Raw genomic sequence first — 22,388 nt, forward strand, 5'->3', positions numbered from 1 at the left:
TGAACCATAATAATTATAAGGATGTATTTTCATGCGTTGGTCTAAAAAACAAGCTATATCACTCACTTTTGCAACGTCGCTACTTGCTTCATTTACTTCAATTGCTAATTCTCATTTACTTGATGAGCCAACAGGTTTAACTCAGCTACCTTATGAACATGTCATTGAAGTTAAAGGCAGAACATTAATTACCGAGAAAGGGTTAGCTTTTAGTTGGCCAGGGGTTAGCTTAGCAACCACAATCGATGGGTCTAAGATTGCTGTTACCTTGGATGGGCCAAAAAATTATTTCGATGTCAAAATTGGAAGTACTCAATTTGTGTTAGAAACCAAACCGGGTAAACACACCTATTTATTGGCTGATAATTTATCGAATCACCCACACAAGGTCATTTTAACTAAACGTAATGAAGATCACTTCCAGCCCAGTTATTTAGTTTCTTGGCATTCCGATAAACAAAACAGCAGTAATGCATCATCAAATACCCAATCCAGTACTTCAGCTGATTATTTTTATCAAATTAAACAAAGTGATAAAGCACGTATTCAGTTTTTTACTGATAGCCATGGCGCAGGCTATGGTAATGAATCACCTACACGAGAATGCTCCCAAGACGAAATTCGTCAATATACCAATCATTTAAAAGCCTACCCTAGCCTCGTCGCCAAACACTTTGATGCTGATAATTACAGTCAATCTTATTCAGGCGCAGGCATTGTCCGTAACTGGGGCGGTCATGGGCAAAAACACAGTTTTTTATCTTTTAGTGACTCAGTATTACTGGGTACTGAAGTGGTTGATAACCCAACCATCAAGGAAAAATGGCAGTGGTCTTATGCAAATGATAAAGCAAGCCTAATCGTCATTGAGCTTGGGCACAACGATTTTACTACAGCATTAAGACAACACGTTGAGCATGAAAAGTGGTCCAACCTAACGGCACTAAAGCAGGACTATATTCAAACGGCAAAAAGTTGGATACAAAATTTAGCAAGTGTTTACGGAAAAGAAACCCCTTTTGTAATGATGTCTACTCGTTTATACCCTGAAGATCACTTAACGCCACTTAACCAACAAATTGTTAGTGAGCTACATGAACAAGGTATTGCCATTTCTTATCTAAATTATGCCAGTGCCGTCACTGGGCAAAGCTGCCAATGGCATCCAAGTGCGAAAGAGCACCAAGCAATTTCAGCATTACTAATTGAGCATATTGAAAATAGAAAAATAAATTTATAAAAATAAAATCATTAAAAACAATAACCTAATATTTTATTTTTAGTTTTTTATATTTTTTCTCTTGAAAAATTAAAGTGCGTTCTTATCTATTAGTTATCGTTGCTAGAGACGCTAGGACGATAAAACGCCTGTCTAAGATTAGAAGGCACTTTATAAACTTTTTAGTTTTTATTCGCTACTAAAGACCTGTCGAAATCGAAGGTTGAGCAATAAAAGCTCATATTGCTAAAAATAGGATATGTATTATGCGTAATTTAGATCTATCTCCACTATACCGTTCATTCATTGGCTTTGATCACTTAGCTAGCATGATTGACAATGCAAGCCGTCAAGAAAAATCAAACGGCTACCCTCCATACAACATTGAACTTATCAGCGAGAATTTATATCGCGTTTCAATGGCTGTGGCAGGCTTTACAGAAGAACAACTCGATATCCAAGTTGAAGCAAACAACTTAGTTGTTAAAGGCGTTAAACCTGAAGTTGAAGATAACCGCCAATTTTTACATAAAGGCATCTCTGAGCGTAACTTTGAACGTAAGTTCCAATTGGGTGACCACGTAAAAGTCAACTCAGCAGCGCTAGAGAACGGTTTATTACATATTGAGTTAGAGCGCGAAGTACCTGAAGCACTTAAACCTCGCTCTATCAAAATCAGTTCAGGGCAAAAACAAATAGAAGGTTAAACTTCGCGCCCCCTTATTATTGATTGCACTTAAAACCGAGCCCTTTGGCTCGGTTTTTTGTTTTGTGTTAAAGTGCGCAAAAAATTTCACTGAGTTTGAACATGGCTGACGCCTATATTCCACAACATTTTGTTGACTTTATTCGCCCTCATGTACCCGAGCACCTTTGCCTTGAAGACTTTTTAGCATATTGTCAAAAGCCTTTAAGAAAAAGCATCAGAGTCAATACCTTAAAAATATCAATAGCCGATTTTAAAGCACTTGCAGCCAAACGAGATTGGACACTATCGCCTATACCATGGTGTGAATCTGGTTTTTGGTTAACGCGTTATAATGAACAAGAAGCTGAAATATCGCTGGGTAATACCTTCGAACACCTCACTGGTTTGTTTTATATCCAAGAAGCGAGTTCAATGTTACCGCCACAAGCCTTACTCAAGGATAACTCCAATATTGAAACGGCACTAGATGTCGCATCCGCACCCGGGTCTAAAACAACACAGCTAGCGGCGTTGATGAAGAACCAAGGCCTGTTAGTTGCTAATGAGTTTTCGAGTTCACGAACAAAGGTATTGGCAGCCAACATTCAACGTTGTGGGGTCACCAATACTGCCATTACTCATATGGATGGGCGAATGTTCAAACATCTAACTGAGACATTTGACAGTATTTTGCTTGATGCCCCCTGCTCGGGTGAAGGCACAATCAGAAAAGATCCTGATTCAATGAAGAACTGGACTGAAGTATCGGTTCACGCTATTGCTGAGACTCAAATTGATCTGTTGATATCAGCCTTTCATGCGCTAAAGGTTGGTGGCGAGCTCATTTATTCTACGTGTACGTTAAATCCATTTGAAAACCAAGCTATCTGCACGAAACTAAAAGCAACCTTTGAAGATGCAGTAGAGTTTATACCGCTTGGGGATTTATTTGATGGTGCTGAAAACTGCTTAACTGAACAAGGCTTTTTACACGTATGGCCACAAATCTATGACTCAGAAGGCTTTTTTGTCGCTAAAATCAAAAAACGCTCATCCGTCGAGCAAACAGAAGCCAATCCATTTAAAAAGCTAGGTAAGTTCCCTTACCAAGCACTTCCGAATAAAGACGCCAAAGCGTTTTTATCGTTTATTAATAGCCAATTTGGCTTCGATTATTTCAATAGCGATGAGCTTTATACGCGTAATCAAGAAATTTGGTATTTTCCTTCTGGAATCGAGCCAATTGCGGCAAAAATAAAATTAAACCGTTCTGGTGTTAAATTAGCTGAAATACACAAAAAAGGGTTTAAGCTTGATCATCAATTTGCTCTTGCTTTTGGCCGCCATTTCAAAAAACAAATACAAATTTTAACTGAATCGGATGCTCAGCAATATTTGATGGGGCAAGATTTAAGACCAGAAACAGTTGAAATAGACAAAGGAGAAGCCGTTGTCTGTTACCAAAATCAAGTATTGGGATTTGTTAAAAATCTAGGGAATAGGCTTAAAAATCAACTATCTAGAGATTTAGTAAAAGATGGGTTATATAAATTTTAATTTATATAACCTTTTATACTAAAGAGTTTAGCAATTAACCTGTAACTATATTTATTTCTCAAAAGCTAATACACAACAATGACTTATCAAAACTGACCAAGGTTCGTTAACCAGCTTGGCTTTAGTTGTAATAGTTTGCAATAAATTAACGGGTAACCGCTTGTTAAATCACCTTTATTTTCACAATGACTCGACTAATATTTAATCACTTAATCAAGTTTACTTAAGTTTTGTTAGCGCAAAAGGCTCACCCCATGAGCCACACCCCTAGCCCGAACAACGGAAAAGCTGTTCGGGTTTTTTTTATCCTTTTTTAGGGCTTATTGATGGCCAGTCGAGCGTCTTTTGATGATAAAAGCCTGACTCTTGATAAGCACGATTAATAGTATCGGCTTCAAGTAATTCAGCTATACCTTGTCTTAATGCTTTGAATACAGCTTCGCCCTTTGGATGCTGTTTAGACACAATCCAATGTCTTGAACCATATAATGCCACCTTGACATTTGGGATCGGGATCAGCGTGTGATCGCCAACCGTTAACGACATATCAGGTGTTGATTGAAAAGGTGCTAACGTAAAATCAGCTTTTCCCGTAGCTACATATTCAACCATTTTCGGCCAAGTCTGCACATCTATGACTTGATGCATCTTCATACGTTTTAACGTTCGCCAATCAATTACCCAACTTCGACTCGATACAGCGGTGAGTTGAGTTAAACTAGCGTAGTCATTACTGCCCAATGCGATAGTATTTGCTTTTCGAGTATAAGCGCCAACGTTAAATTCACCGGGTTTAACTAGGTTTTGTGAGATATACAATTGTTCTGGATATCGGCTCGCGTCGGCACCCCAAAGCGGTGATCCTCTGATAACAGCAACCGCAGCGGTGACAAGTTGTAGTGAGTGGTCATAACCTTGTACTACTTTAAAATCGAGCTTTTGCTTCAAACCGCCTATGGATAAAGCTTGTTGCATGAGAATGATTTCAGCGACATCTCGTCTTGAATAGTCGCCAGAAAAGTCTTTGATGGTAAGTGGATCTCGACCAGATAGAAAAGATTGATAATCGTGTTGAACATCAACATCTATCGTGGCAAGTAAAACTTCTTCAGCTTTAGCAGTAAAACTGAATGCTAAAGTAAAGAATAGAATGAATAAGCCTTTTATTGTTTTCATTATTATTGGCACATACTACTACAGTGTTAACTTAAATATTACATTTTGTTAACTGACCTGCAATCCCTTCGGCCTTTGCTCCTGTAACTTTTTTCAATTTTAACGGCTGATTGCTAATATTTTGAGCAGCAAACCAAGCAAATGCCATCGCTTCAATATAGTCTGCGTCAAAATCTAACATGTCGCTAATGATCAGATTAGCCGTTAATGCTTCCTTTAATTGATTAACCAAGCTTCGATTATGAGCGCCTCCACCACAAACAATCACATCTGATACATTATGTTGCTGAATTTGCTCACTGATGGTTAATACGGTAAATGCTAACAGAGTTGCCTGTACATCTTCTATCTCAATATGATTAAATTTTGAGATATTTTTGGCAATGAACTGGGCATTAAATAGTTCCCGCCCTGTACTTTTCGGGTAACCAAGCGATAAATAAGGCGTTTGTAATAATCCAGCTAATAATTCTTGATTCACCTTACCAGAGTCAGCCCAGCGGCCATTATCATCATACTTTTGATTGCGTTGTTGTTGTATCCAGCAATCCATCAGTACATTGCCTGGCCCAGTATCATAGCCAAAGTCTTTACCTTCTTTTTTTAATAAACTGATATTTGCAATACCACCTATATTCAAAATAGCCACATCACCTGTAGCTATCGCTAAGTATTCTCGGAATAACTCTCTATGAAAAACCGGTACTAGGGGAGCGCCCTGGCCACCTAGCGCCATATCCATCGCTCTAAAATTACTGACTACATCAATATTTGTTTGAGCCGCTAACACACTGGCACTACCTAGTTGCATACTGAAAGGATACTGTCCATTTGGATGATGAAAAACAGTTTGTCCATGACACCCAATTGCCTTAATTTGATTTGGTGATAGGTTTTGTTGTTTCAAAAATTGATTGACTGCGTCGGAATAACTCAGACCTAACTTGTGATCGATTTCCCCTAGTTTTTCCAAGTTACTCGATAATTTTTGGCACAGCTTAATCAAATCACTTCGAAGGTCTTCATCAAAATCAAAGCTAGCATTAGCAATACTCTCAAATGTCGAAGGTGTATCTCTTTTCATCGAGATAAGGGCTATATCAATACCGTCTAGGCTGGTGCCAGACATAATCCCTACATATAAATCTTGTTCCATTTATATAAAAAAACCTGTAATTAAATAAAGTACGGTAGTAGTTGCACCCACACTCAGTGCATAAGGCAATTGCGTTTTGACGTGCTCAAATAAATCGCAGCCAGATGCAACAGATGCCATCAGGGTTGAATCAGACAATGGTGAACAATGATCGCCAAAAATCCCGCCACCAAGAACCGCAGCTAAAATGAGCTGTGGGGGCAAGCCCATTTCCATCGCGATAGGCATGCCCAGCGGCACTAATAACGCAAATGTGCCCCAGGACGTCCCTGTTGTAAAGGACATGAGTGCGCCTATTACAAAAATTAAAGCTGGAATAATAAATACGGGTAAGTACGTTGACATAACTGACGCTAAATAAGCCCCAGTGCCGAGTTGTTTTAAGCTCATGCCAAGTGCTATAGACAAAACTAAGATAATCACTAAAGGCATCAATTCGGCAAAACCTTGGTACGTTGTTTTAAGCACTTGTTGTTGTTTAAAACCATTTAATAACATCAATAAAATCACAACGCATAACGCCAGTGCAGTTGCATAAAATATTGCATGAGAGCCGGAGCCTTTAATTATCTGCCCTTGGCCAGTCCATAACATTACAGTTACCATACCTATAACCAAGGTAATAAGAGGCGCAATAAACATCAGCATTTTTTTGTTATCACTCACCTTAGGTAGGCTTTGTGATGACTCCTTCAAATTATTGTTTTCTAACCTAACCGGTTTAGTTTTAGTCATCGGCCCAAAGTCTTTATCGGTGATGATTGAAAACAAAACCATAACTAAAGTAAGAATTGGATAAAAATTTAACGCAATAGCGCCAAGTAATATTTCTAAACTTGTGGGTTCGAATGGGTAATTTGATAATAAAGCGAGGACATAAGCGCCCCAACCGTTCAAGCACAATAAAATACAAACAGGTGCGCAAGTGCTATCGACAATATAAGCCAGTTTTTCTCGACTGATGCCAAAGCGATCGAATAACCCTCTAGACAGTACCCCGGTAGTTAACATGCTTAAATTTGATTCGACAAAAACAACAATGCCCACAAAATAGCTGAGTAAACCAGCTTGACGTTTATTCTTAACAAACCCTTTATCAACAATTGCTTTCACAGTAGCAATAACGCCACCACTGAAGCGCATAAGCGCCATTAACGCGCCAATCATCAAACTAAATAATACAATGCGGGTATTCCCTGCACTTTCAAATACTGTAACCACGCGATCTAAGCTATTAGTTATCGATAGCCATACGCGACTTGGATCGTCCTGACAAATCAGCAACATTTCAGATGTAACAATTGCCAGTATTAATGCAATGCTCACTTCTTTTCGCCACATCACAACAATAATGGCGACGATAGGAGGTAATAGGGTTAGAAATTCATTCATCGATTCAATCAATTAATATATTTCGCTTTAGCTTTTTTTTCATACTTGCCAAAACATCCGATGGTACTTGGTGCGTGTTTTCACCTTGATGACGATTTTCCATCACCATGCAATGAACACGATAATTATATTGTTTAGCTAAATCGTAATAGGGTTTGAGTTCACGTTCTGTACAACTAGTGTTAGCAATGATGATTAACGGTTCATCAGATTGCATAAAATGTTGGCAGTTGCGCTGACAGTGGTGGTGAGCTTGTTTGAGTTTGGCAGGATTAAATTGGTATTGGCCATCAACATAAAAATAATGATCGGCACTACAAATTTTACCGCCGAGTAATTCGGCAAACGTAGTTTTACCTGAACCAGGTAATCCACGTAATATAATTAAGTTTTTCATTTACAAAGATAAAGCCAGCTATAAAGCTGGCTTTTTAATCTTACTCTTCCTGAGCAGGTGGCGCATTCTCGACACGGTTTTTTAATTTTTGACCAGGTCTGAATGTTACAACACGACGGGCAGATATAGGTATATCTTCACCCGTTTTAGGGTTACGCCCCGGTCGTTCATTCTTGGTCCTTAAATCAAAATTTCCAAAGCCAGATAATTTGACTTGTTCACCATCTTCCAAAGTTTGTCTTATTTCCTCAAAAAAAGCTTCGACAATATCCTTAGCGTCTTTTTTGTTTAAACCTAGCTTTAAAAATAAGTGTTCAGCAATTTCAGCCTTGGTTAGAGCCATAGTTACTCTCTTAATTTTGCTTCAAATACTTGTTCAACCTCAGCAATCACTTTGTCTGTGATGGCTGTGATGTCACTGTCTTCCAACGTGCGTTCAACGTTTTGTAATGTTACAGCAATTGCAACACTCTTAAATCCGTCTTCAACACCTTGCCCTTGGTATACATCGAACAAGTTTAGGTCAACCAAATCATTTGTGCCAACTTTTTGAATTAAATCAAGAATTTCGCCTACTTTTACCTCATTCTTTACAATAAAAGCAAAATCTCGGCGGTTAGCAGGGAATTTAGAAACAGGCTGAGCTTCTGGTACTTTTAATGCTAATAAGGCATCGAGTTCAATTTCAAATAAGAAAACTTTATTACCTTTAATACCACAGGCTTTATAAGCTTGAGGATGCATTGCCCCTACATGACCAATGAGCTGACCATTTCGGTATATACCTGCTGTTTGGCCTGGATGTAAGGCACTATGCTCTGCTGCTTTAAATTCAAAGCTTGCAACATCAGCAGTAAGTGAAATTAAAGCTTCCACATCTGCTTTTGCATCGTAAAAATCTGCTGCAGCACTATCTAGCGTCCAGTGTTCGCCATTACGACTACCGCAAATCACACCACCAATGACAGGTGTTTGACGCACACCGTTTTCAGCATCACTGTCTGGAACAAATTTTAAGCCTGTTTCAAATAAACTCATGCGCGTCTGTTGGCGATTTAAGTTGTATGCCAACGTTGAAACTAGACCAGGCCAAGTACCTAAACGCATCGCTGACATATCAGCTGAAATTGGATTTGGTAGTGATAAGAACTCTTGCTCTGGATATAAAGCGGTTTGTACTTTAGGGTCAACAAAGCTATAGGTAATCGCTTCTTGGTAACCACGAGCCACTAATAAACGACGACATTGTTTTACATCAAGCGCCCTTTCTTTTTTACCAGACATAGTTAAACGGGCTTTTGGAGCAACATCAGGAATTGAGTTGTAACCATAAACGCGTGCAACTTCTTCAATCAGGTCTTCTTCGATAGCAATATCAAAACGATAGCTCGGTACACTTACTTGCCATTGTCCATCTGCTACTTCTGGGTTTAAGCCCAAGCGCGTTAAGATCTCAGTAACGGTTTGTGTTTCTAAACTAACACCTAGCACGCGCTCTAAACGCGCAGAGCGTAAAGTAACTGATTTTGCTGTTGGTAGTGCATCTTCATTTATTGCTTCAACCACCGGGCCTGCTTGACCACCAACAATCTCAAGTAATAAAGCCGTAGCACGTTCTATTGCTTCACGCTGTAACGTGTAATCAACACCGCGTTCAAAACGATGAGATGAATCAGTGTGTAAACCATATTGACGAGCTTTACCTTTAATCGCATCAGGTGCGAAAAAAGCACTTTCAAGCAATATATCTTGTGTTTCAGTTGTCACACCAGAATCTTGACCACCGAAAATACCTGCCATTGCAAGTGCTTTACTTTGATCAGCAATCACTAATGTGTTGTCTTTCAACTTAGCTTCAGTACCATCTAAAAGCGTTAATGCTTCGTCAGTGTTAGCTTTACGTACAACAATACCACCTTCAATTTTAGACAAATCAAAGGCATGCATTGGCTGACCTTGTTCTAATAAGATGTAGTTTGTTACATCGACAACTGGGTCAATAGAACGGATGCCTGAACGACGAAGTTTTTCTACCATCCACAATGGCGTAACCGCCTGAACGTTAACACCTTTAATAACACGTGATAAATAACGAGGGCATGACTGTGCATCTTGCAGTGTTAATTCAACTTGATCATCAATGCTCGGCGCTACTGCAGTCACTTCTGGCGTAGTTACATCGATGCGATTTAAAACACCTACTTCGCGTGCTAAACCACGGATACCTAGGCAATCAGAGCGGTTAGGAGTTAAATCAACTTCGATCGCAACATCATTTAATTTTAGATAGTCACGAATGTCTGTGCCAATTGGTGCATCTGCTGGTAATTCGATGATACCTGGCGCTTCATCGAGTAAGCCCATTTCAGCTTCAGAGCACAACATACCATGTGAAGGTACACCGCGTAATTTGGCTTTCTTAATTTTAAAATCACCCGGAAGGACCGCACCTACCGTTGCTACCGCCACTTTTAAGCCTAGACGACAGTTTTTCGCACCACATACAATATCTAACAGTTCATCACCGCCGACATTAATTTTGGTCACTTGCAGTTTGTCTGCATCTGGGTGTGGGCCACATTCAACAACTTCACCAACAACAATGCCAGTAAAATCACCCGCAACCGCTTCTACACCATCAACTTCTAAACCCGCCATGGTGATTTGTTCGGCTAATTGATCACTGGTAATTTCAGGGTTTACCCACTCGCGTAGCCAAGCTTCACTAAATTTCATTATTGTAAATCCCCTACTTACTTGAATTGCTTGATGAAACGTAAATCATTTTCGAAGAATGAACGTAAATCTGTTACGCCGTATCGCAACATTGTTAAACGCTCAACACCCATACCAAAAGCAAAGCCAGTGTACTCTTCAGGATCAATACCCACAGAACGAAGTACATTCGGGTGAACCATACCGCAGCCTAATACTTCTAACCACTTTCCGCTTTTACCTTTAACATCAACTTCTGCTGAAGGTTCGGTAAATGGGAAGAATGAAGGTCTAAAACGCACTTCTAAATCATCTTCAAAGAAGTTGTTTAAGAAGTCGTGCAAAATACCTTTTAACTCAGAGAAGCTAACGTTTTTATCAACCATTAAACCTTCAACCTGATGGAACATCGGCGTATGTGTTTGATCGTAATCGTTACGGTATACACGACCTGGAGAGATAATGCGTAATGGTGGTTGCTCAGCTTCCATCGTACGAATTTGTACACCAGAAGTTTGAGTACGTAAAACAAGCTTAGGGTTGAAGTAGAACGTATCGTGATCGGCGCGTGCTGGGTGATTATCTGGAATATTTAACGCGTCAAAGTTATGCCAATCATCTTCGATTTCAGGACCGGTGCGCGTTTGAAAACCAAGTTCAGAGAAAAAGCCTTCAATGCGTTCAATCGTTCGAGTCACTGGGTGTAAACCACCAATTTCAGTGCCGCGACCTGGCAGTGTCACATCAATCGTTTCTTGTGCTAATTTTGCATTAAGTTCAGCTTGTTGCATCGCTTCACGCTTCGCATTTAGTGCTTGTTGAACTTCTTGTTTAGCTTGGTTGATAAGTTGACCCGCTTTAGGTTTTTCTTCCGGTGGCAATTTACCTAATTCACGCATTTGTAGCGTTAATTCACCTTTTTTGCCCAAATACTGGACACGGATTTCATCCAAAGCGGCAAGATCAGAGACAGCTTCAATGGCGTCTTTTGCGCTGGATACAATACCTTCTAAATTCATAGATTGATGATCCTAAGTTTATAATTCGTTGCTACAACAAAATCAGGTTATTTCGTTGTATTTTTAAAAGAGAAAATGTCCGGCAATTCTACCTGAAAAATTATGCAGATGCTTGTTTGACTAGGTATAGAAAGTAAAAAAAACGTAGCTAAACAAAGGTTTTAACAGTTAATTTGGATAAGTGGCTTATGAAAGTGAATTTTGGACATAAAAAAACCGCTTTCATCAAAGATGGAAGCGGTTTTAATGTCTTTAACTAAAAAGAATTAAAGAGCTTGTTTCGCTTTTTCTACTAAAGCAGTGAAAGTTGCTTTATCGAATACAGCGATGTCAGCTAAGATCTTACGATCGATCTCAACAGATGCTTTCTTAAGACCGTTGATGAAACGGCTGTAAGATAAACCATTTTGACGTGAAGCAGCGTTGATACGAGCAATCCATAATTGACGGAATTGACGTTTACGTTGACGACGGTCACGGTAAGCGTATTGACCAGCTTTAGTTACTGCTTGGAAAGCAACACGATAAACACGACTACGTGCACCGTAGTAACCTTTAGCTTGCTTTAATACTTTTTTGTGTGCGGCACGTGCCGTTACACCACGTTTTACTCTAGGCATTCTCAGTCTCCTCTATTACGCGTATGGCATCATGCGAACGATTAATTTAACATCATTCTCGTGTACTTGTGTTTTAGCACGTAGATGACGCTTACGCTTAGAGCTCTTCTTCGTCAAGATATGACGTAAGTGAGACTGTTTACACTTGAAACCGCCTTTAGCAGTTTTTTTGAAGCGCTTCGCAGCACCTCTGTGAGTTTTCATTTTAGACATTTGCAACTCCGCATTGTCAGTTAAAATTTAGCAGCAAGGTGAATTAAAAAAGCCATCTCTACAAGTAGAGATAGCTTTCTAATTACTTTAGTTACCTGTACTACTTCTTCGCTGGGGCTAATACCATGATCATCTGGCGACCCTCTACCCTGTTAGGGAAAGATTCGCACGTTGCAATATCTTCAAGATCCGCTCTTACACGTTTCATTAAGTCAATCGCGATGTCTTGGTGAGCCATTTCACGGCCGCGGAAACGGATCGTTACTTTGGTTTTATCGCCACCTTCTAAAAAGCGCCTCAGGTTGCGCAGTTTTACCTGATAGTCGCCTATATCAGTTCCAGGACGGAATTTAATTTCCTTAACCTGAATCTGCTTTTGCTTCTTCTTCTGCTCTTTAGCAGCTTTACTCTTCTCGAACAGGAACTTACCATAATCCATAATGCGGCAGACCGGAGGCTGCGCGTTAGGGCTAATTTCAACTAAGTCGAGCTTGCTCTCTTCAGCCTTATCCAAAGCTTGGTTTAAACTAACAACACCAGCTTGTTCACCGTCTTGATCGATTAAACGTACTTCTTTAGCTGTAATTTCTTCGTTGATGCGAGCTTTATCTTTGTTGCCCGCGTTATTTCTAGCGCCTTTTATGGTTCATTCCTCCAAAAGAGTTAAATTGTACGATTTTCGACTTCTTCGCTAATTAGCTTGATGAAGTCTTCTACTGGCATTGAGCCTAAATCGTCACCTTTACGTGTTCTAACTGCTACTTGGCCAGACTCAACTTCTTTGTCGCCTGTCACAAGCATGTAAGGAACACGTTTTAATGTATGCTCGCGGATTTTAAAGCCTATTTTCTCGTTTCTCAAGTCTGCTTGGGCTCTAATTCCAACTTTTTTCAATTTTTCTACCACATCTAGGGCAAAATCAGACTGTTTATCCGTAATATTCAGTACAACGGCCTGCTTTGGTGAAATCCAAGTTGGTAAAATACCGGCGTATTCTTCGATTAAAATACCGATGAAACGCTCTAGTGAACCTAAAATCGCGCGGTGAATCATCACTGGTGTTTTACGTTCACCGTCTTCAGCTACATAAGTAGCGCCTAAACGACCTGGCATTGAGAAATCTAACTGAATCGTACCACACTGCCATGCACGGCCAAGACAGTCATGAAGGGTAAACTCAATTTTCGGGCCATAGAAAGCACCTTCACCCGGTTGTAACTCAAAGGCTAAATCATTAGCATCAAGCGCTTCTTCTAAAGCCTTTTCCGCTTTATCCCAAATTTCATCCGAACCTACGCGTTGCTCTGGTCGTGTTGATAATTTGACATCGATATCTTCAAAACCAAATGTTTTGTATGTGTCAAAAACCATTTCAATACATGCAGATACTTCCTGAAGAATCTGCTCTTCAGTACAGAATACGTGTGCATCATCTTGAGTAAATGAACGCACGCGCATTAAACCGTGCAATGAGCCCGATGGCTCGTTACGGTGAACTAATCCAAACTCAGCCATGCGATAAGGTAAATCGCGGTAAGATTTCAAGCCTTGATTAAAGATCTGAACATGGCCTGGGCAGTTCATTGGCTTCACAGCATAAGTGCGTTTTTCTGATTCAGTTGAGAAAATCATGTCACCGTATTTGTCCCAGTGACCTGACTTCTCCCACATAGAAACATCGAGAATTAATGGCGCTTTCACTTCTTCATAGCTGTATTTAGCTAATTGCTTACGCATGAAGTTTTCAAGCTCAGTGTAAATTGTCCAACCGTCGTTGTGCCAGAACACCATGCCTGGCGCTTCTTCTTGCCAGTGGAATAAGTCTAGTGCTTTACCAATTTTACGGTGATCACGCTTTTCAGCTTCTTCTAAACGTTTTAAATACGCTTTTAGTTGCTTTTTGTCTGCCCATGCTGTGCCGTAAATACGCTGAAGCATTTTGTTATCTGCATTACCACGCCAGTACGCACCTGCTACCTTCATTAGTTTGAAGTGTTGACAGAATTTCATATTAGGAACGTGTGGTCCACGACACATGTCGATGTATTCTTCATGATGGTATAAACCTGGACGATCATCTTTTGCAATGTTCTCGTCTAGAATTTCCATCTTGTAAGATTCACCACGTGACTCAAAAACATCACGTGCTTCTTGCCAAGAAACTTCTTTCTTAACAACTTCATAATTCTTTTTCGCTAGCTCAAGCATACGCTTTTCTAACTTCTCAAGATCGTCTTGAGATAACGAGTGTTCCATATCGATATCGTAATAAAAGCCATTATCGATGGTTGGACCAATCGCCATTTTTGCATCAGGCCATAATTGTTTTACGGCATGACCGATTAGGTGGGCACAAGAGTGGCGGATGATTTCTAATCCGTCTTCGTCTTTAGCTGTGATTAACTCGAGTTTCGAATCTTCAGTAATTAAATCACAAGCGTCTACGCGCTCACCGTTTACACGGCCAGCAATAGTTGCTTTGGCTAAACCAGGGCCAATATCTGCAGCTACGTCGTATGGAGAAACAGGGTTGTCAAAACTACGTTGACTACCATCAGGTAAAGTAATAACAGGCATGATGCTTCCTATTTTTCAGTGGTGACACATACCAAGCGCCACGTGAATAAAGTTATAAGTATGATGACTTCTTATGGATTAGAAGCCTAAATAATTTTAAGATGTTTTTTAATTGTTAAAAAACGCGCACACTATATCAAAGATGCCTCTATTTTCAACGCGCTTATGTGTATTTTTTATTATGCTTTGTGCACTGCCTGCATGGGCACAAGATTGGCAGTTGAAATATCATCATCAAGGTTTGAAGTTGTTCAAAGGAGAGAAAAACTTCCTAGGTATCCGTCAATACAAAGTTGTCCTCAATGTCTCAGCAACAGCAGACGATTTTATTAACTTATTATTGACAACAGATAAAGCCCACCTTTGGATAGCGGGTTGTGAACGCGTCGAGCTTATTGACCAAATAGATGAATTTAATCATAAGGTTAATATTTACTTTTCATCTCCTTGGCCAATAAAAGATAGGCAATTAGCAACCTACTCTGTGATTCAAAAACATAGTGACAAGCATTACACAATCACCATCAGGCGCCTTGATGAGCCAGGTATATACGAAAATGACTACGTTGCTATTCCCTATTTCAACGCTCACTACACGCTTGAACAAAACGATGAAGCCCTAACGATTACTTACCAAGTTTCAGGCTCTGCTGGAGGAGACATTCCAAATTGGTTGGCCAATAAAATTCTTAAACAAAACTTACTGAAAACTTTTAAAAATCTAAAAAAACAGTTGTCGAACTAATCAAACACGTTGCAACCAACACTGATTAATCCATACTTAAACTAGTCAAATAAGCTTAGGTAGCACTATGTGGCACAGTATTGAAGAAGATATTGCAGCAAGCTTAGGCAGTAGCTTCAAAATAATTAGCAAATCTCCTGTTAGTGGCGGCGATTCACACCAAGCATTTTCACTTGAAACGACTTCACACAAATTATTCATCAAAATCAATGATAAACAGTACCAAGAACATTTTGCCTGTGAAGCCGATGCACTCAAACAAATTGCTCATACACAAACGATAAAAACACCCAAGGTCATCTGCTTTGGCCATACGTCATCATTTGCCTATTTAGTTTTGACTCATCATGAATTCGACAATGGTAATCATACATCTTGGCAACAAGCAGGCGAGCAACTTGCAGGTCTTCATCTAATTGATAACCAAGAGATGTTTGGTTGGGACCGCGATAACTTTATTGGTAAAACAACCCAAGCGAATAAATGGCACAAAAGCTGGGCACGCTTTTTTGCTGAGCAGCGTATAGGAGCCCAACTTGAATTACTGAAAGAATCTGGCCAGCAATTTACTCATATCAAAGACTTCATATCGATCATCGAAAGGCTTTTAAAACAACGTAAACCTTTAGCCAGTTTACTGCATGGCGATTTGTGGCGAGGGAATCTCGGATTTGCCCATAACAAACCTTTCATCTTCGACCCAGCTTGCTATTTTGGTGATTACGAAGCCGATCTAGCCATGACTGAATTATTTGGTAAGTTCCCGCCTGAGTTTTATCAAGGCTATTATGCTGTCACATCTAAAGAAGATGGTTATGAATTAAGAAAGCGAATTTATAACCTTTATCATATTCTCAACCATGCCAATTTATTTGCTGGTGAATATGTTCATACCGCTCAAGCTGAGATTGACTACTTATTAGCAATCTAACTACGCAAATAGCTATATAAAGGCCATAATTTAAGAGTGCAAATTCTGCTGATAACGTTATTAGCAGTTTGTATGAGATGCCACTCTATCCTATGTTTTAACCCAAGGAGAAACGTATGGAGATTAAAGATAAAACTACGCGTTGTCCACATTGTGGTCACCATATTCACTTGTTAATTGATGCAAGTAATGGTGACCAAGATTACTACGAAGACTGCCCAGTTTGTTGTAACGCTATTCACATTAATTTCAGGCTGGATGCAACAGCAGAGCACGTCGATTTAGATGTAACCGACGATAGATAGTGATTTAAATAAGGTTTTTGCTCGCTAACACTCTTTCAACCGTATCTATGACGGCTTGAGTTTGGCTATCGATTTCTAAATTGACCTTATCCCCTGTCTTGAGCTTATCAAAATTAGTAATACTGAGCGTTTCAGGAATTAAGTGGATCCAAAATCGCGATGCATCGACCTCACCTATCGTTAAACTGCAACCATTTAGGCCGATATAACCTTTGTGCAAAACGTACTTACTCCACTGTTCGGGTACGCTAAACTGCAGTGAATAGGCCTTCTCCTGCTCAATTACGTTTTCTAATTGGGCTTGTGCGTGGATATGACCAGATAGTAAATGACCGCCAATTTCAGCATTCATTTTTGCAGCTCGTTCAATATTGATCCAAGCCCCAACGTCAACATCGGCAAGGTTGGTTAATTTAAGTGTCTCTGGGATCACATCAAATGAAACCAAAGCTTGTTGTTGATGGTCATAGGTACACTTTACAACTGTGAGGCAAGCACCGTTTAGAGCAATGCTTGCTCCTAATTCGATATCATGGCTATAGTCTGCTGGTAATACGATTGATAGGCGCTTACCATAATCAGTATCTACACATTCTGTCAGTTGTGTTTCGAGTTTTACTATCCCAGTGAACATGTTTATCTCTTATTTTTTGGAACTAAGGTTGTTAGATGATGTTAATTCAACAATCTAAAAAAATTGCCAAGCTAGCTTGGCCAATTGTTATTTCACAACTTGCGCTTGCAGGTATGATCACGACAGACACTATAATGTCATCTCAATATAGTGCAACCGACATGGCTGCCATTGGCACATCTTTAGGTATTTGGCATCCTATTTCACTTTTTGCTTTGGGTGTGATCATTGCATTATCACCTGTGCTTTCAAGAAATTTCGGGGCCAAAGACCGTACCCAATTTAGCCATAATATCAGTAACGGTATTACGTTAGCATTATCAATGTCGATTATCGCAGCATTACTTATGTTGGTGACACCTTTAGTTTTAAACCAACTTGGCATTGACGAGCAAATGAAAACAATTGCTCAAGACTACCTATTTTACTTAGCACTTGGGTTACCTGGCTTTTGTTTATTTGCGCTTTTTCGGGTCATCAACGAGTCAATTGGCAACACCCGCACAGTAATGTGGGTGCAAATATCTGCTTTTTTACTCAATATCCCACTGAACTTACTATTTATATTTGGTCTTGGTGATTTTGAGGGACTAGGCGGAGCAGGCTGCGGGATCTCAACGACATTATTACATTACATGATGTTTATCATGCTGATTGTGATGAGCTACCGACACAGAATATGCCGCCCTTACTTAAATAAAATAACGATTCTAAGAACGCGTTTATCAACCTTAAAGAACTTGCTACAAATCGGTTTACCTATAGGCGCAACCATGTTTTTTGAAGTGGCACTATTTGGTGGTGTAGCACTGGCTATAGCGAGATTTGGTCCTGAGTATGCCGCTGCACATCAAATAGCAATAAGCTTCTCCGCTATTATGTACATGCTACCGTTGAGTTTGAGTATGGCGACAACCGTTGTCATTGGCCAGCATATTGGGCATCAAAATAAGCAATTAGCCGTTATTGCTGCCAAAGCCGGCATAATAATAGGTCTATCTGTAGCGACTATTACAGCGCTGTTAACCATCATTGGTCGTGAATATATAAGCTTAATTTACACCGATGATGTCATTGTTAGCACAATGGCAATGACCATACTCATTTGGGCTGCTTTTTTTCAATTTTCAGATGCTGTGCAATGCGTTGCACTCGGTGCGCTAAGAGGGTTCAAAGATACATCTAAGCCGATGATTTTAACTTTCATTGCTTATTGGTTCATTGGCTTTCCTTCAGGCTACCTATTTGCTGAAACGACCGTTTTTACGTCAGCGTCTATGGGTTTAGAAGGTTACTGGGCAGGTCTGTTAATTAGCTTAACCTCAGCAGCCATACTCTTGGGATACCGACTGATATTGGTACGCCGTAAGTTTAATCAAATAACCGTTGATTAGATTTACTGTATTTTGCTTTAGCACAAGTGTTTAACTACGCTTTCCTTGGGACGTTGAGAAGGTGTATCGATAAAAAAATAGCCGTGTTAACCAGTGGTGGTGATGCGCCTGGCATGAATGCCTGTTTGCGTTCAATTGTGTTAGCTGCCAATCATTACTCGATTTCAGTGTTGGGCTTTGAACATGGCTATAACGGCCTTATCAATAATGAATTTATTGAACTTTCGTATGCGGCTATTAATCAAGGGATCCATCTTGGTGGAACGCTACTTAAAAGTGCACGATGTGAAAAATTTCATCTACCTTCCTATGTTGAACTTGCTGCAAATCATTTAAATGCTTTAGATATTGATGCGCTGATCGTCATTGGTGGTGATGGCTCATTCAGAGGCTTACAAGTACTGAGCCAAATATGGAATAAGCCCGTTATTGGTGTACCTGGCACAATCGACAACGATTTGTTTGGCACAGATTATACAATTGGTTTTCATACCGCAGTAGAAACGGTAGTAGGCGCCATTGATAAAATTCGCGATACTGCTGATGCCTTGGAAAGGATATTTTTAGTAGACGTAATGGGACAGCACTCTGGTTTCATTGCTCTGCAAGCATCAATTGCCTGCGGGGCTGAATTTGCGATGTACCCTGAGTCTAAACTCAGTGAGCATCAAGAAATAGAAGAAATAATTGCACACATAGAAGCGGCAAGGAAACTGCACGAGAAAAATAGCTTTATCATGGTGCTTACGGAAAACCATCCTATTGGCAATGCTCAGCAGGTCGCTGACATGCTTACCAAACAGATTGGCATAGAATGCAGACCTTGCATTTTAGGCCATATACAAAGAGGTGGAACGCCATGTGCTCAAGACAGAGTTTTGGCAACCAAACTCGGCGCTTGCGCTGTCGATAGTTTAGTTAGCGGCAAAAATAAAATGATGGTAGGTGAAGTAAAAAATGAGATTGTGTTAACGTCATTAACCGACACATACGAAAAGAAAAAACAGCTCGATATTGCACTTTTTGCCATTCAACACCAATTATTTGATTTAGTGAATGAGCTCAATTCAGATTAACTTTGCTCAAGCCAATCGTCGTAATTTGCATTAGGGTGATTAGCACCTTCCCTCATAACATTTGCCTGTAGCGTGTAAGCATCCGTCCAAGCTTGCCGTGTTTGCTTATCAAAAGCAGTGCCTAAACCTTGTTCTAACGTCCACAACAACGCTTGAGCAACACTCGAGTGATGTTTGTCGGTAACTTTATATACAGCGTGACGTCGACCCAATTGCCAGACGGTTTGCTGAAGTTGATCGATACGTTTCAACCCTCGAACGACAGTTGTCAAAACGGTCATTAACTTTTTGCCTTGTTCGTCAATATCACTGGAGAATAACTGCCGAGTAGAAGGGTCTATTTCAAATAATCGATTATAAAACAGCTAGGCACCATCTTTAGCAATTGAGACCACTTTTTCCCAGCTTGATTGAACAAATACAATTTGCTCTGGAGTCATCTATCTTCCTGATTTCTCATAAAAAGTAATAACTCACAGAATAGCTCAGCATTAGGAGTTTAGTTCAAAAATCTTGTGATTAACTAGTGCCATGCCACCCAGCAGGTCGAACAAAATTGATGAGTTGGACATGAAAATTTTTGTCGTGCAACACCTGCTTCCATATAGACACCACTGCAAGGCTGAAAGCCTTGAGACAACATATCACTGACATGGAGTAGATCACTTGAAACCATGAGTTTTTCCATTTTCTTGCGCTTTGCAATATCAGTAAGGTGCTGAATGACTATCTTTGCCGCTTGGGTTTTTCGTTTTGAAGGTATGACGGCCACTCTACTCAAATAGCCGTCTGGGCATAGTCGCCCTGTTGCGATCGGCTGCTCATCATCATAAACAACCACATGCTCAGATAGGGGGTCTGCAGCATCAAATTCTACAGTCTTAGGTATTCGACATTCATAAACAAAAACGCACTCTCTTACGCGTCGAATATCTTGGCATCTTGACTGCCATGAATTGTGCTCGATGTGAAACATACTAACTCCCCCCCACGTATTGCACATTACGGGCAAAAGTTAGCTAAGACTATAAATGTACCCGTGATTCACAAGTTTAGTTAATAGTTCCTTATCAGCTAATGTTTTTGTATACTTTTTAATCATATCAACATCAAGGTTTTGTTGATTTGAAATATAAGTCGCAAAATCAATTTGTTGAGCTGAGATTGACCATTCCTCACCGTTTACAAACCATCGTCCACCAATAACTAAACATCTTAGGCCACCTAATTTCCGTAAAACCTCATCTTCATCCAGCATGGCGTCGATATCTTCAATCTGATAATGAGGTTCAGGCTGGTGAATGTCTAAGTCGTGTTTGGCTTGGCTTAAGTAGCAACCTAACCAAGATTGAAACTCTGATTCATTATCTAGACTAGCTAACATTAATGATTTTATAGCGGCTTGCTCGGTATCACTAACTGCTGCGACGTTTTCTCTAGGTACGAGGTCAGGATCGGTGTAACGTGCTTTAAAACACTCTTCAGCTAAAGCATGATCGGCAAATGACGAAATGAAATCTTGCTGATTAGGCGCTCTAAAACCCACCGAATAATTAAGTGCATTTTCAATTGCATAACCCTCGTGAGGACAACCTGGTGGAATATAAAGTACATCCCCCGGCTCTAAAACCTGATCAATCACGGCTTCAAAACCTTCAATTTGCAGTAAATCTGGGTGTGGTATTTTATTTGTGGTTGGTTGCTTTTCACCCACGCGCCAATGGCGTTTTCCTTGCCCTTGAATGATAAAAACATCATATTGGTCAAGATGTGCTCCGACACCACCACCCGGTGTGGAAAAACTAACCATTAAGTCATCTATACGCCAATTTGGGATAAACCTAAATGCATCGACTAGATCCGCACCTTCTTCCCACCAGTGATCAACCGCTTGCACTAAAAGGGTCCAATCAGATTCACCAAATTCGCTGTAATCCTCAAATGGCCCATGTTCGACATGCCATTTCTCTTCGTTTTTGGCTATCACTCTAGATTCAACCTCTTGCTCGGCAGCTAAGCCAGCAAGTTCATCGGGTTGAATAGGATCGCTAAAGTCTTTGAATAAACCTTTAAGTAGCGCTGGTTTTTTCTGCCAATAAGTTTTCATAAACTCTTCAGGTGAAATACCGTGCCATTGATAATCAGACATATTTTTCCCCTTAGCGACTAAGTGCGATAAAGCACTTTGATAATATGATAACCAAACTTGGTTTTTACCGGACCAATAGGCTTGAGTAATTCACCACTAAAGACAGCATTATCAAACGCAGCGACCATACTGCCTTTTTTGAATTCGCCAAGGTTGCCACCTTTTTTCTTACTTGGGCAGTTAGAATACTGGCGAGCAAGCTTTTCAAAACTCTCACCTTTGTCCGCGCGTTGTTTGATTTCGTTTGCTAACTTTTCGTTTCTTGTCAGGATATGAAGGGCTGCGGCCGTTTTATATTGGCCTCTTTTTACTTTGATCATTATTTACTACCGAGGCGATATGATAAATCGCTGTCAAATTTGATATCTCGCTATTTTATCTTTGTCTATCCTTTTTAACTAGTTTTAACTGCCATCAAAATCCAG

At 40.0% G+C, this 22,388-nt stretch carries 24 protein-coding genes; 8 read left to right on the top strand and 16 right to left on the bottom strand.

All coding sequences use genetic code 11. The features are described from left to right. Positions 1-31 precede the first annotated feature (31 nt). The 3 genes from HR060_RS15315 (at position 32) to rsmF (ending at position 3,464) form a co-directional block, all read left to right on the top strand. Positions 32-1,240: an SGNH/GDSL hydrolase family protein gene (locus HR060_RS15315; RefSeq protein WP_174201170.1), complete on the top strand. Its 1,209-nt coding sequence runs from the start codon at positions 32-34 to the stop codon at positions 1,238-1,240. 245 nt (positions 1,241-1,485) lie between these two features. Next, entirely contained in the window at positions 1,486-1,926 is a 441-nt protein-coding gene (locus HR060_RS15320; protein ID WP_174201171.1) for an Hsp20 family protein, read from the top strand. A 101-nt stretch (positions 1,927-2,027) separates the two neighbouring features. Further along, positions 2,028-3,464 (top strand): 16S rRNA (cytosine(1407)-C(5))-methyltransferase RsmF, encoded by a 1,437-nt coding sequence (gene rsmF / locus HR060_RS15325; RefSeq protein ID WP_174201172.1) that lies wholly within the window; start codon positions 2,028-2,030, stop codon positions 3,462-3,464. A 303-nt stretch (positions 3,465-3,767) separates the two neighbouring features. Here the strand turns inward: rsmF and HR060_RS15330 are convergent, their stop codons facing one another. The 11 genes from HR060_RS15330 to thrS all read right to left on the bottom strand — a co-directional run bounded on the left by HR060_RS15330 (position 3,768) and on the right by thrS (position 14,729). Next, a complete protein-coding gene (locus HR060_RS15330) occupies positions 3,768-4,640 on the bottom strand; it encodes a hypothetical protein (RefSeq protein WP_174201173.1) in 873 nt (290 codons plus the stop codon). Positions 4,641-4,671: 31 nt separating this feature from the next. Continuing rightward, positions 4,672-5,796 carry an anhydro-N-acetylmuramic acid kinase gene (locus HR060_RS15335; RefSeq protein WP_174201174.1) on the bottom strand — a complete coding sequence of 375 codons (1,125 nt, stop codon included), beginning with the start codon at positions 5,794-5,796 and terminating at the stop codon, positions 4,672-4,674. Continuing rightward, positions 5,797-7,188, bottom strand: coding sequence for a Na+/H+ antiporter NhaC family protein (locus tag HR060_RS15340; protein WP_174201175.1), 1,392 nt, complete (start codon positions 7,186-7,188; stop codon positions 5,797-5,799). A gap of 4 nt (positions 7,189-7,192) precedes the next feature. Then, positions 7,193-7,585 carry an AAA family ATPase gene (locus HR060_RS15345; protein ID WP_174201176.1) on the bottom strand — a complete coding sequence of 131 codons (393 nt, stop codon included), beginning with the start codon at positions 7,583-7,585 and terminating at the stop codon, positions 7,193-7,195. Between the two features lie 40 nt (positions 7,586-7,625). Continuing rightward, positions 7,626-7,928: an integration host factor subunit alpha gene (locus HR060_RS15350; protein ID WP_174201177.1), complete on the bottom strand. Its 303-nt coding sequence runs from the start codon at positions 7,926-7,928 to the stop codon at positions 7,626-7,628. A gap of 2 nt (positions 7,929-7,930) precedes the next feature. Continuing rightward, complete coding sequence (pheT, locus tag HR060_RS15355; RefSeq protein WP_174201178.1) at positions 7,931-10,321, bottom strand: phenylalanine--tRNA ligase subunit beta; 2,391 nt, start codon at positions 10,319-10,321, stop codon at positions 7,931-7,933. Positions 10,322-10,338: 17 nt separating this feature from the next. Beyond that, on the bottom strand, positions 10,339-11,319 hold the full coding sequence (gene pheS / locus HR060_RS15360; RefSeq protein WP_174201179.1) for a phenylalanine--tRNA ligase subunit alpha: 981 nt from the start codon (positions 11,317-11,319) through the stop codon (positions 10,339-10,341). A gap of 266 nt (positions 11,320-11,585) precedes the next feature. Then, on the bottom strand, positions 11,586-11,939 hold the full coding sequence (gene rplT / locus HR060_RS15365; RefSeq protein ID WP_174201180.1) for a 50S ribosomal protein L20: 354 nt from the start codon (positions 11,937-11,939) through the stop codon (positions 11,586-11,588). Between the two features lie 15 nt (positions 11,940-11,954). Next, positions 11,955-12,152: a 50S ribosomal protein L35 gene (rpmI, locus tag HR060_RS15370; protein ID WP_174201181.1), complete on the bottom strand. Its 198-nt coding sequence runs from the start codon at positions 12,150-12,152 to the stop codon at positions 11,955-11,957. Positions 12,153-12,252: 100 nt separating this feature from the next. Beyond that, positions 12,253-12,795: a translation initiation factor IF-3 gene (gene infC / locus HR060_RS15375; RefSeq protein ID WP_174201198.1), complete on the bottom strand. Its 543-nt coding sequence runs from the start codon at positions 12,793-12,795 to the stop codon at positions 12,253-12,255. Positions 12,796-12,815: 20 nt separating this feature from the next. Continuing rightward, positions 12,816-14,729 (bottom strand): threonine--tRNA ligase, encoded by a 1,914-nt coding sequence (gene thrS / locus HR060_RS15380; protein ID WP_174201182.1) that lies wholly within the window; start codon positions 14,727-14,729, stop codon positions 12,816-12,818. A 181-nt stretch (positions 14,730-14,910) separates the two neighbouring features. Here thrS and HR060_RS15385 point away from each other — a divergent pair, with 181 nt between their 5' ends. The 3 genes from HR060_RS15385 to HR060_RS15395 all read left to right on the top strand — a co-directional run bounded on the left by HR060_RS15385 (position 14,911) and on the right by HR060_RS15395 (position 16,710). Further along, positions 14,911-15,474: an SRPBCC family protein gene (locus tag HR060_RS15385; protein ID WP_174201183.1), complete on the top strand. Its 564-nt coding sequence runs from the start codon at positions 14,911-14,913 to the stop codon at positions 15,472-15,474. 67 nt (positions 15,475-15,541) lie between these two features. Beyond that, entirely contained in the window at positions 15,542-16,405 is an 864-nt protein-coding gene (locus tag HR060_RS15390; protein WP_174201184.1) for a fructosamine kinase family protein, read from the top strand. 116 nt (positions 16,406-16,521) lie between these two features. Beyond that, positions 16,522-16,710, top strand: coding sequence for a CPXCG motif-containing cysteine-rich protein (locus HR060_RS15395; protein ID WP_174201185.1), 189 nt, complete (start codon positions 16,522-16,524; stop codon positions 16,708-16,710). Positions 16,711-16,714: 4 nt separating this feature from the next. Here the strand turns inward: HR060_RS15395 and HR060_RS15400 are convergent, their stop codons facing one another. Then, positions 16,715-17,344, bottom strand: a complete 630-nt coding sequence (locus tag HR060_RS15400) for a riboflavin synthase subunit alpha (RefSeq protein ID WP_174201186.1) — start codon at positions 17,342-17,344, stop codon at positions 16,715-16,717. A gap of 35 nt (positions 17,345-17,379) precedes the next feature. Between HR060_RS15400 and HR060_RS15405 the strand changes: the two genes are divergently transcribed. Then, complete coding sequence (locus tag HR060_RS15405; RefSeq protein ID WP_174201187.1) at positions 17,380-18,738, top strand: MATE family efflux transporter; 1,359 nt, start codon at positions 17,380-17,382, stop codon at positions 18,736-18,738. 26 nt (positions 18,739-18,764) lie between these two features. After that, entirely contained in the window at positions 18,765-19,814 is a 1,050-nt protein-coding gene (locus tag HR060_RS15410; RefSeq protein ID WP_343044255.1) for an ATP-dependent 6-phosphofructokinase, read from the top strand. On the opposite strand, the gene HR060_RS15415 is transcribed toward HR060_RS15410, so the two are convergent. The 4 genes from HR060_RS15415 to HR060_RS15430 all read right to left on the bottom strand — a co-directional run bounded on the left by HR060_RS15415 (position 19,811) and on the right by HR060_RS15430 (position 22,283). Continuing rightward, complete coding sequence (locus HR060_RS15415) at positions 19,811-20,179, bottom strand: globin domain-containing protein (protein ID WP_217434954.1); 369 nt, start codon at positions 20,177-20,179, stop codon at positions 19,811-19,813. The two genes, HR060_RS15410 and HR060_RS15415, sit on opposite strands and share 4 nt — an antisense overlap. Positions 20,180-20,337: 158 nt before the next feature. Continuing rightward, entirely contained in the window at positions 20,338-20,790 is a 453-nt protein-coding gene (locus HR060_RS15420; RefSeq protein WP_174201188.1) for a GNAT family N-acetyltransferase, read from the bottom strand. 39 nt (positions 20,791-20,829) lie between these two features. Further along, positions 20,830-21,963: a cupin domain-containing protein gene (locus HR060_RS15425; protein ID WP_174201189.1), complete on the bottom strand. Its 1,134-nt coding sequence runs from the start codon at positions 21,961-21,963 to the stop codon at positions 20,830-20,832. Between the two features lie 17 nt (positions 21,964-21,980). Further along, positions 21,981-22,283 carry a peptidylprolyl isomerase gene (locus tag HR060_RS15430; RefSeq protein WP_174201190.1) on the bottom strand — a complete coding sequence of 101 codons (303 nt, stop codon included), beginning with the start codon at positions 22,281-22,283 and terminating at the stop codon, positions 21,981-21,983. Between the last annotated feature and the right edge of the window lie 105 nt (positions 22,284-22,388).

The organism is Marinifaba aquimaris, assembly GCF_013328345.1.
GTDB classification, from domain to species: domain Bacteria; phylum Pseudomonadota; class Gammaproteobacteria; order Enterobacterales; family Alteromonadaceae; genus Marinifaba; species Marinifaba aquimaris.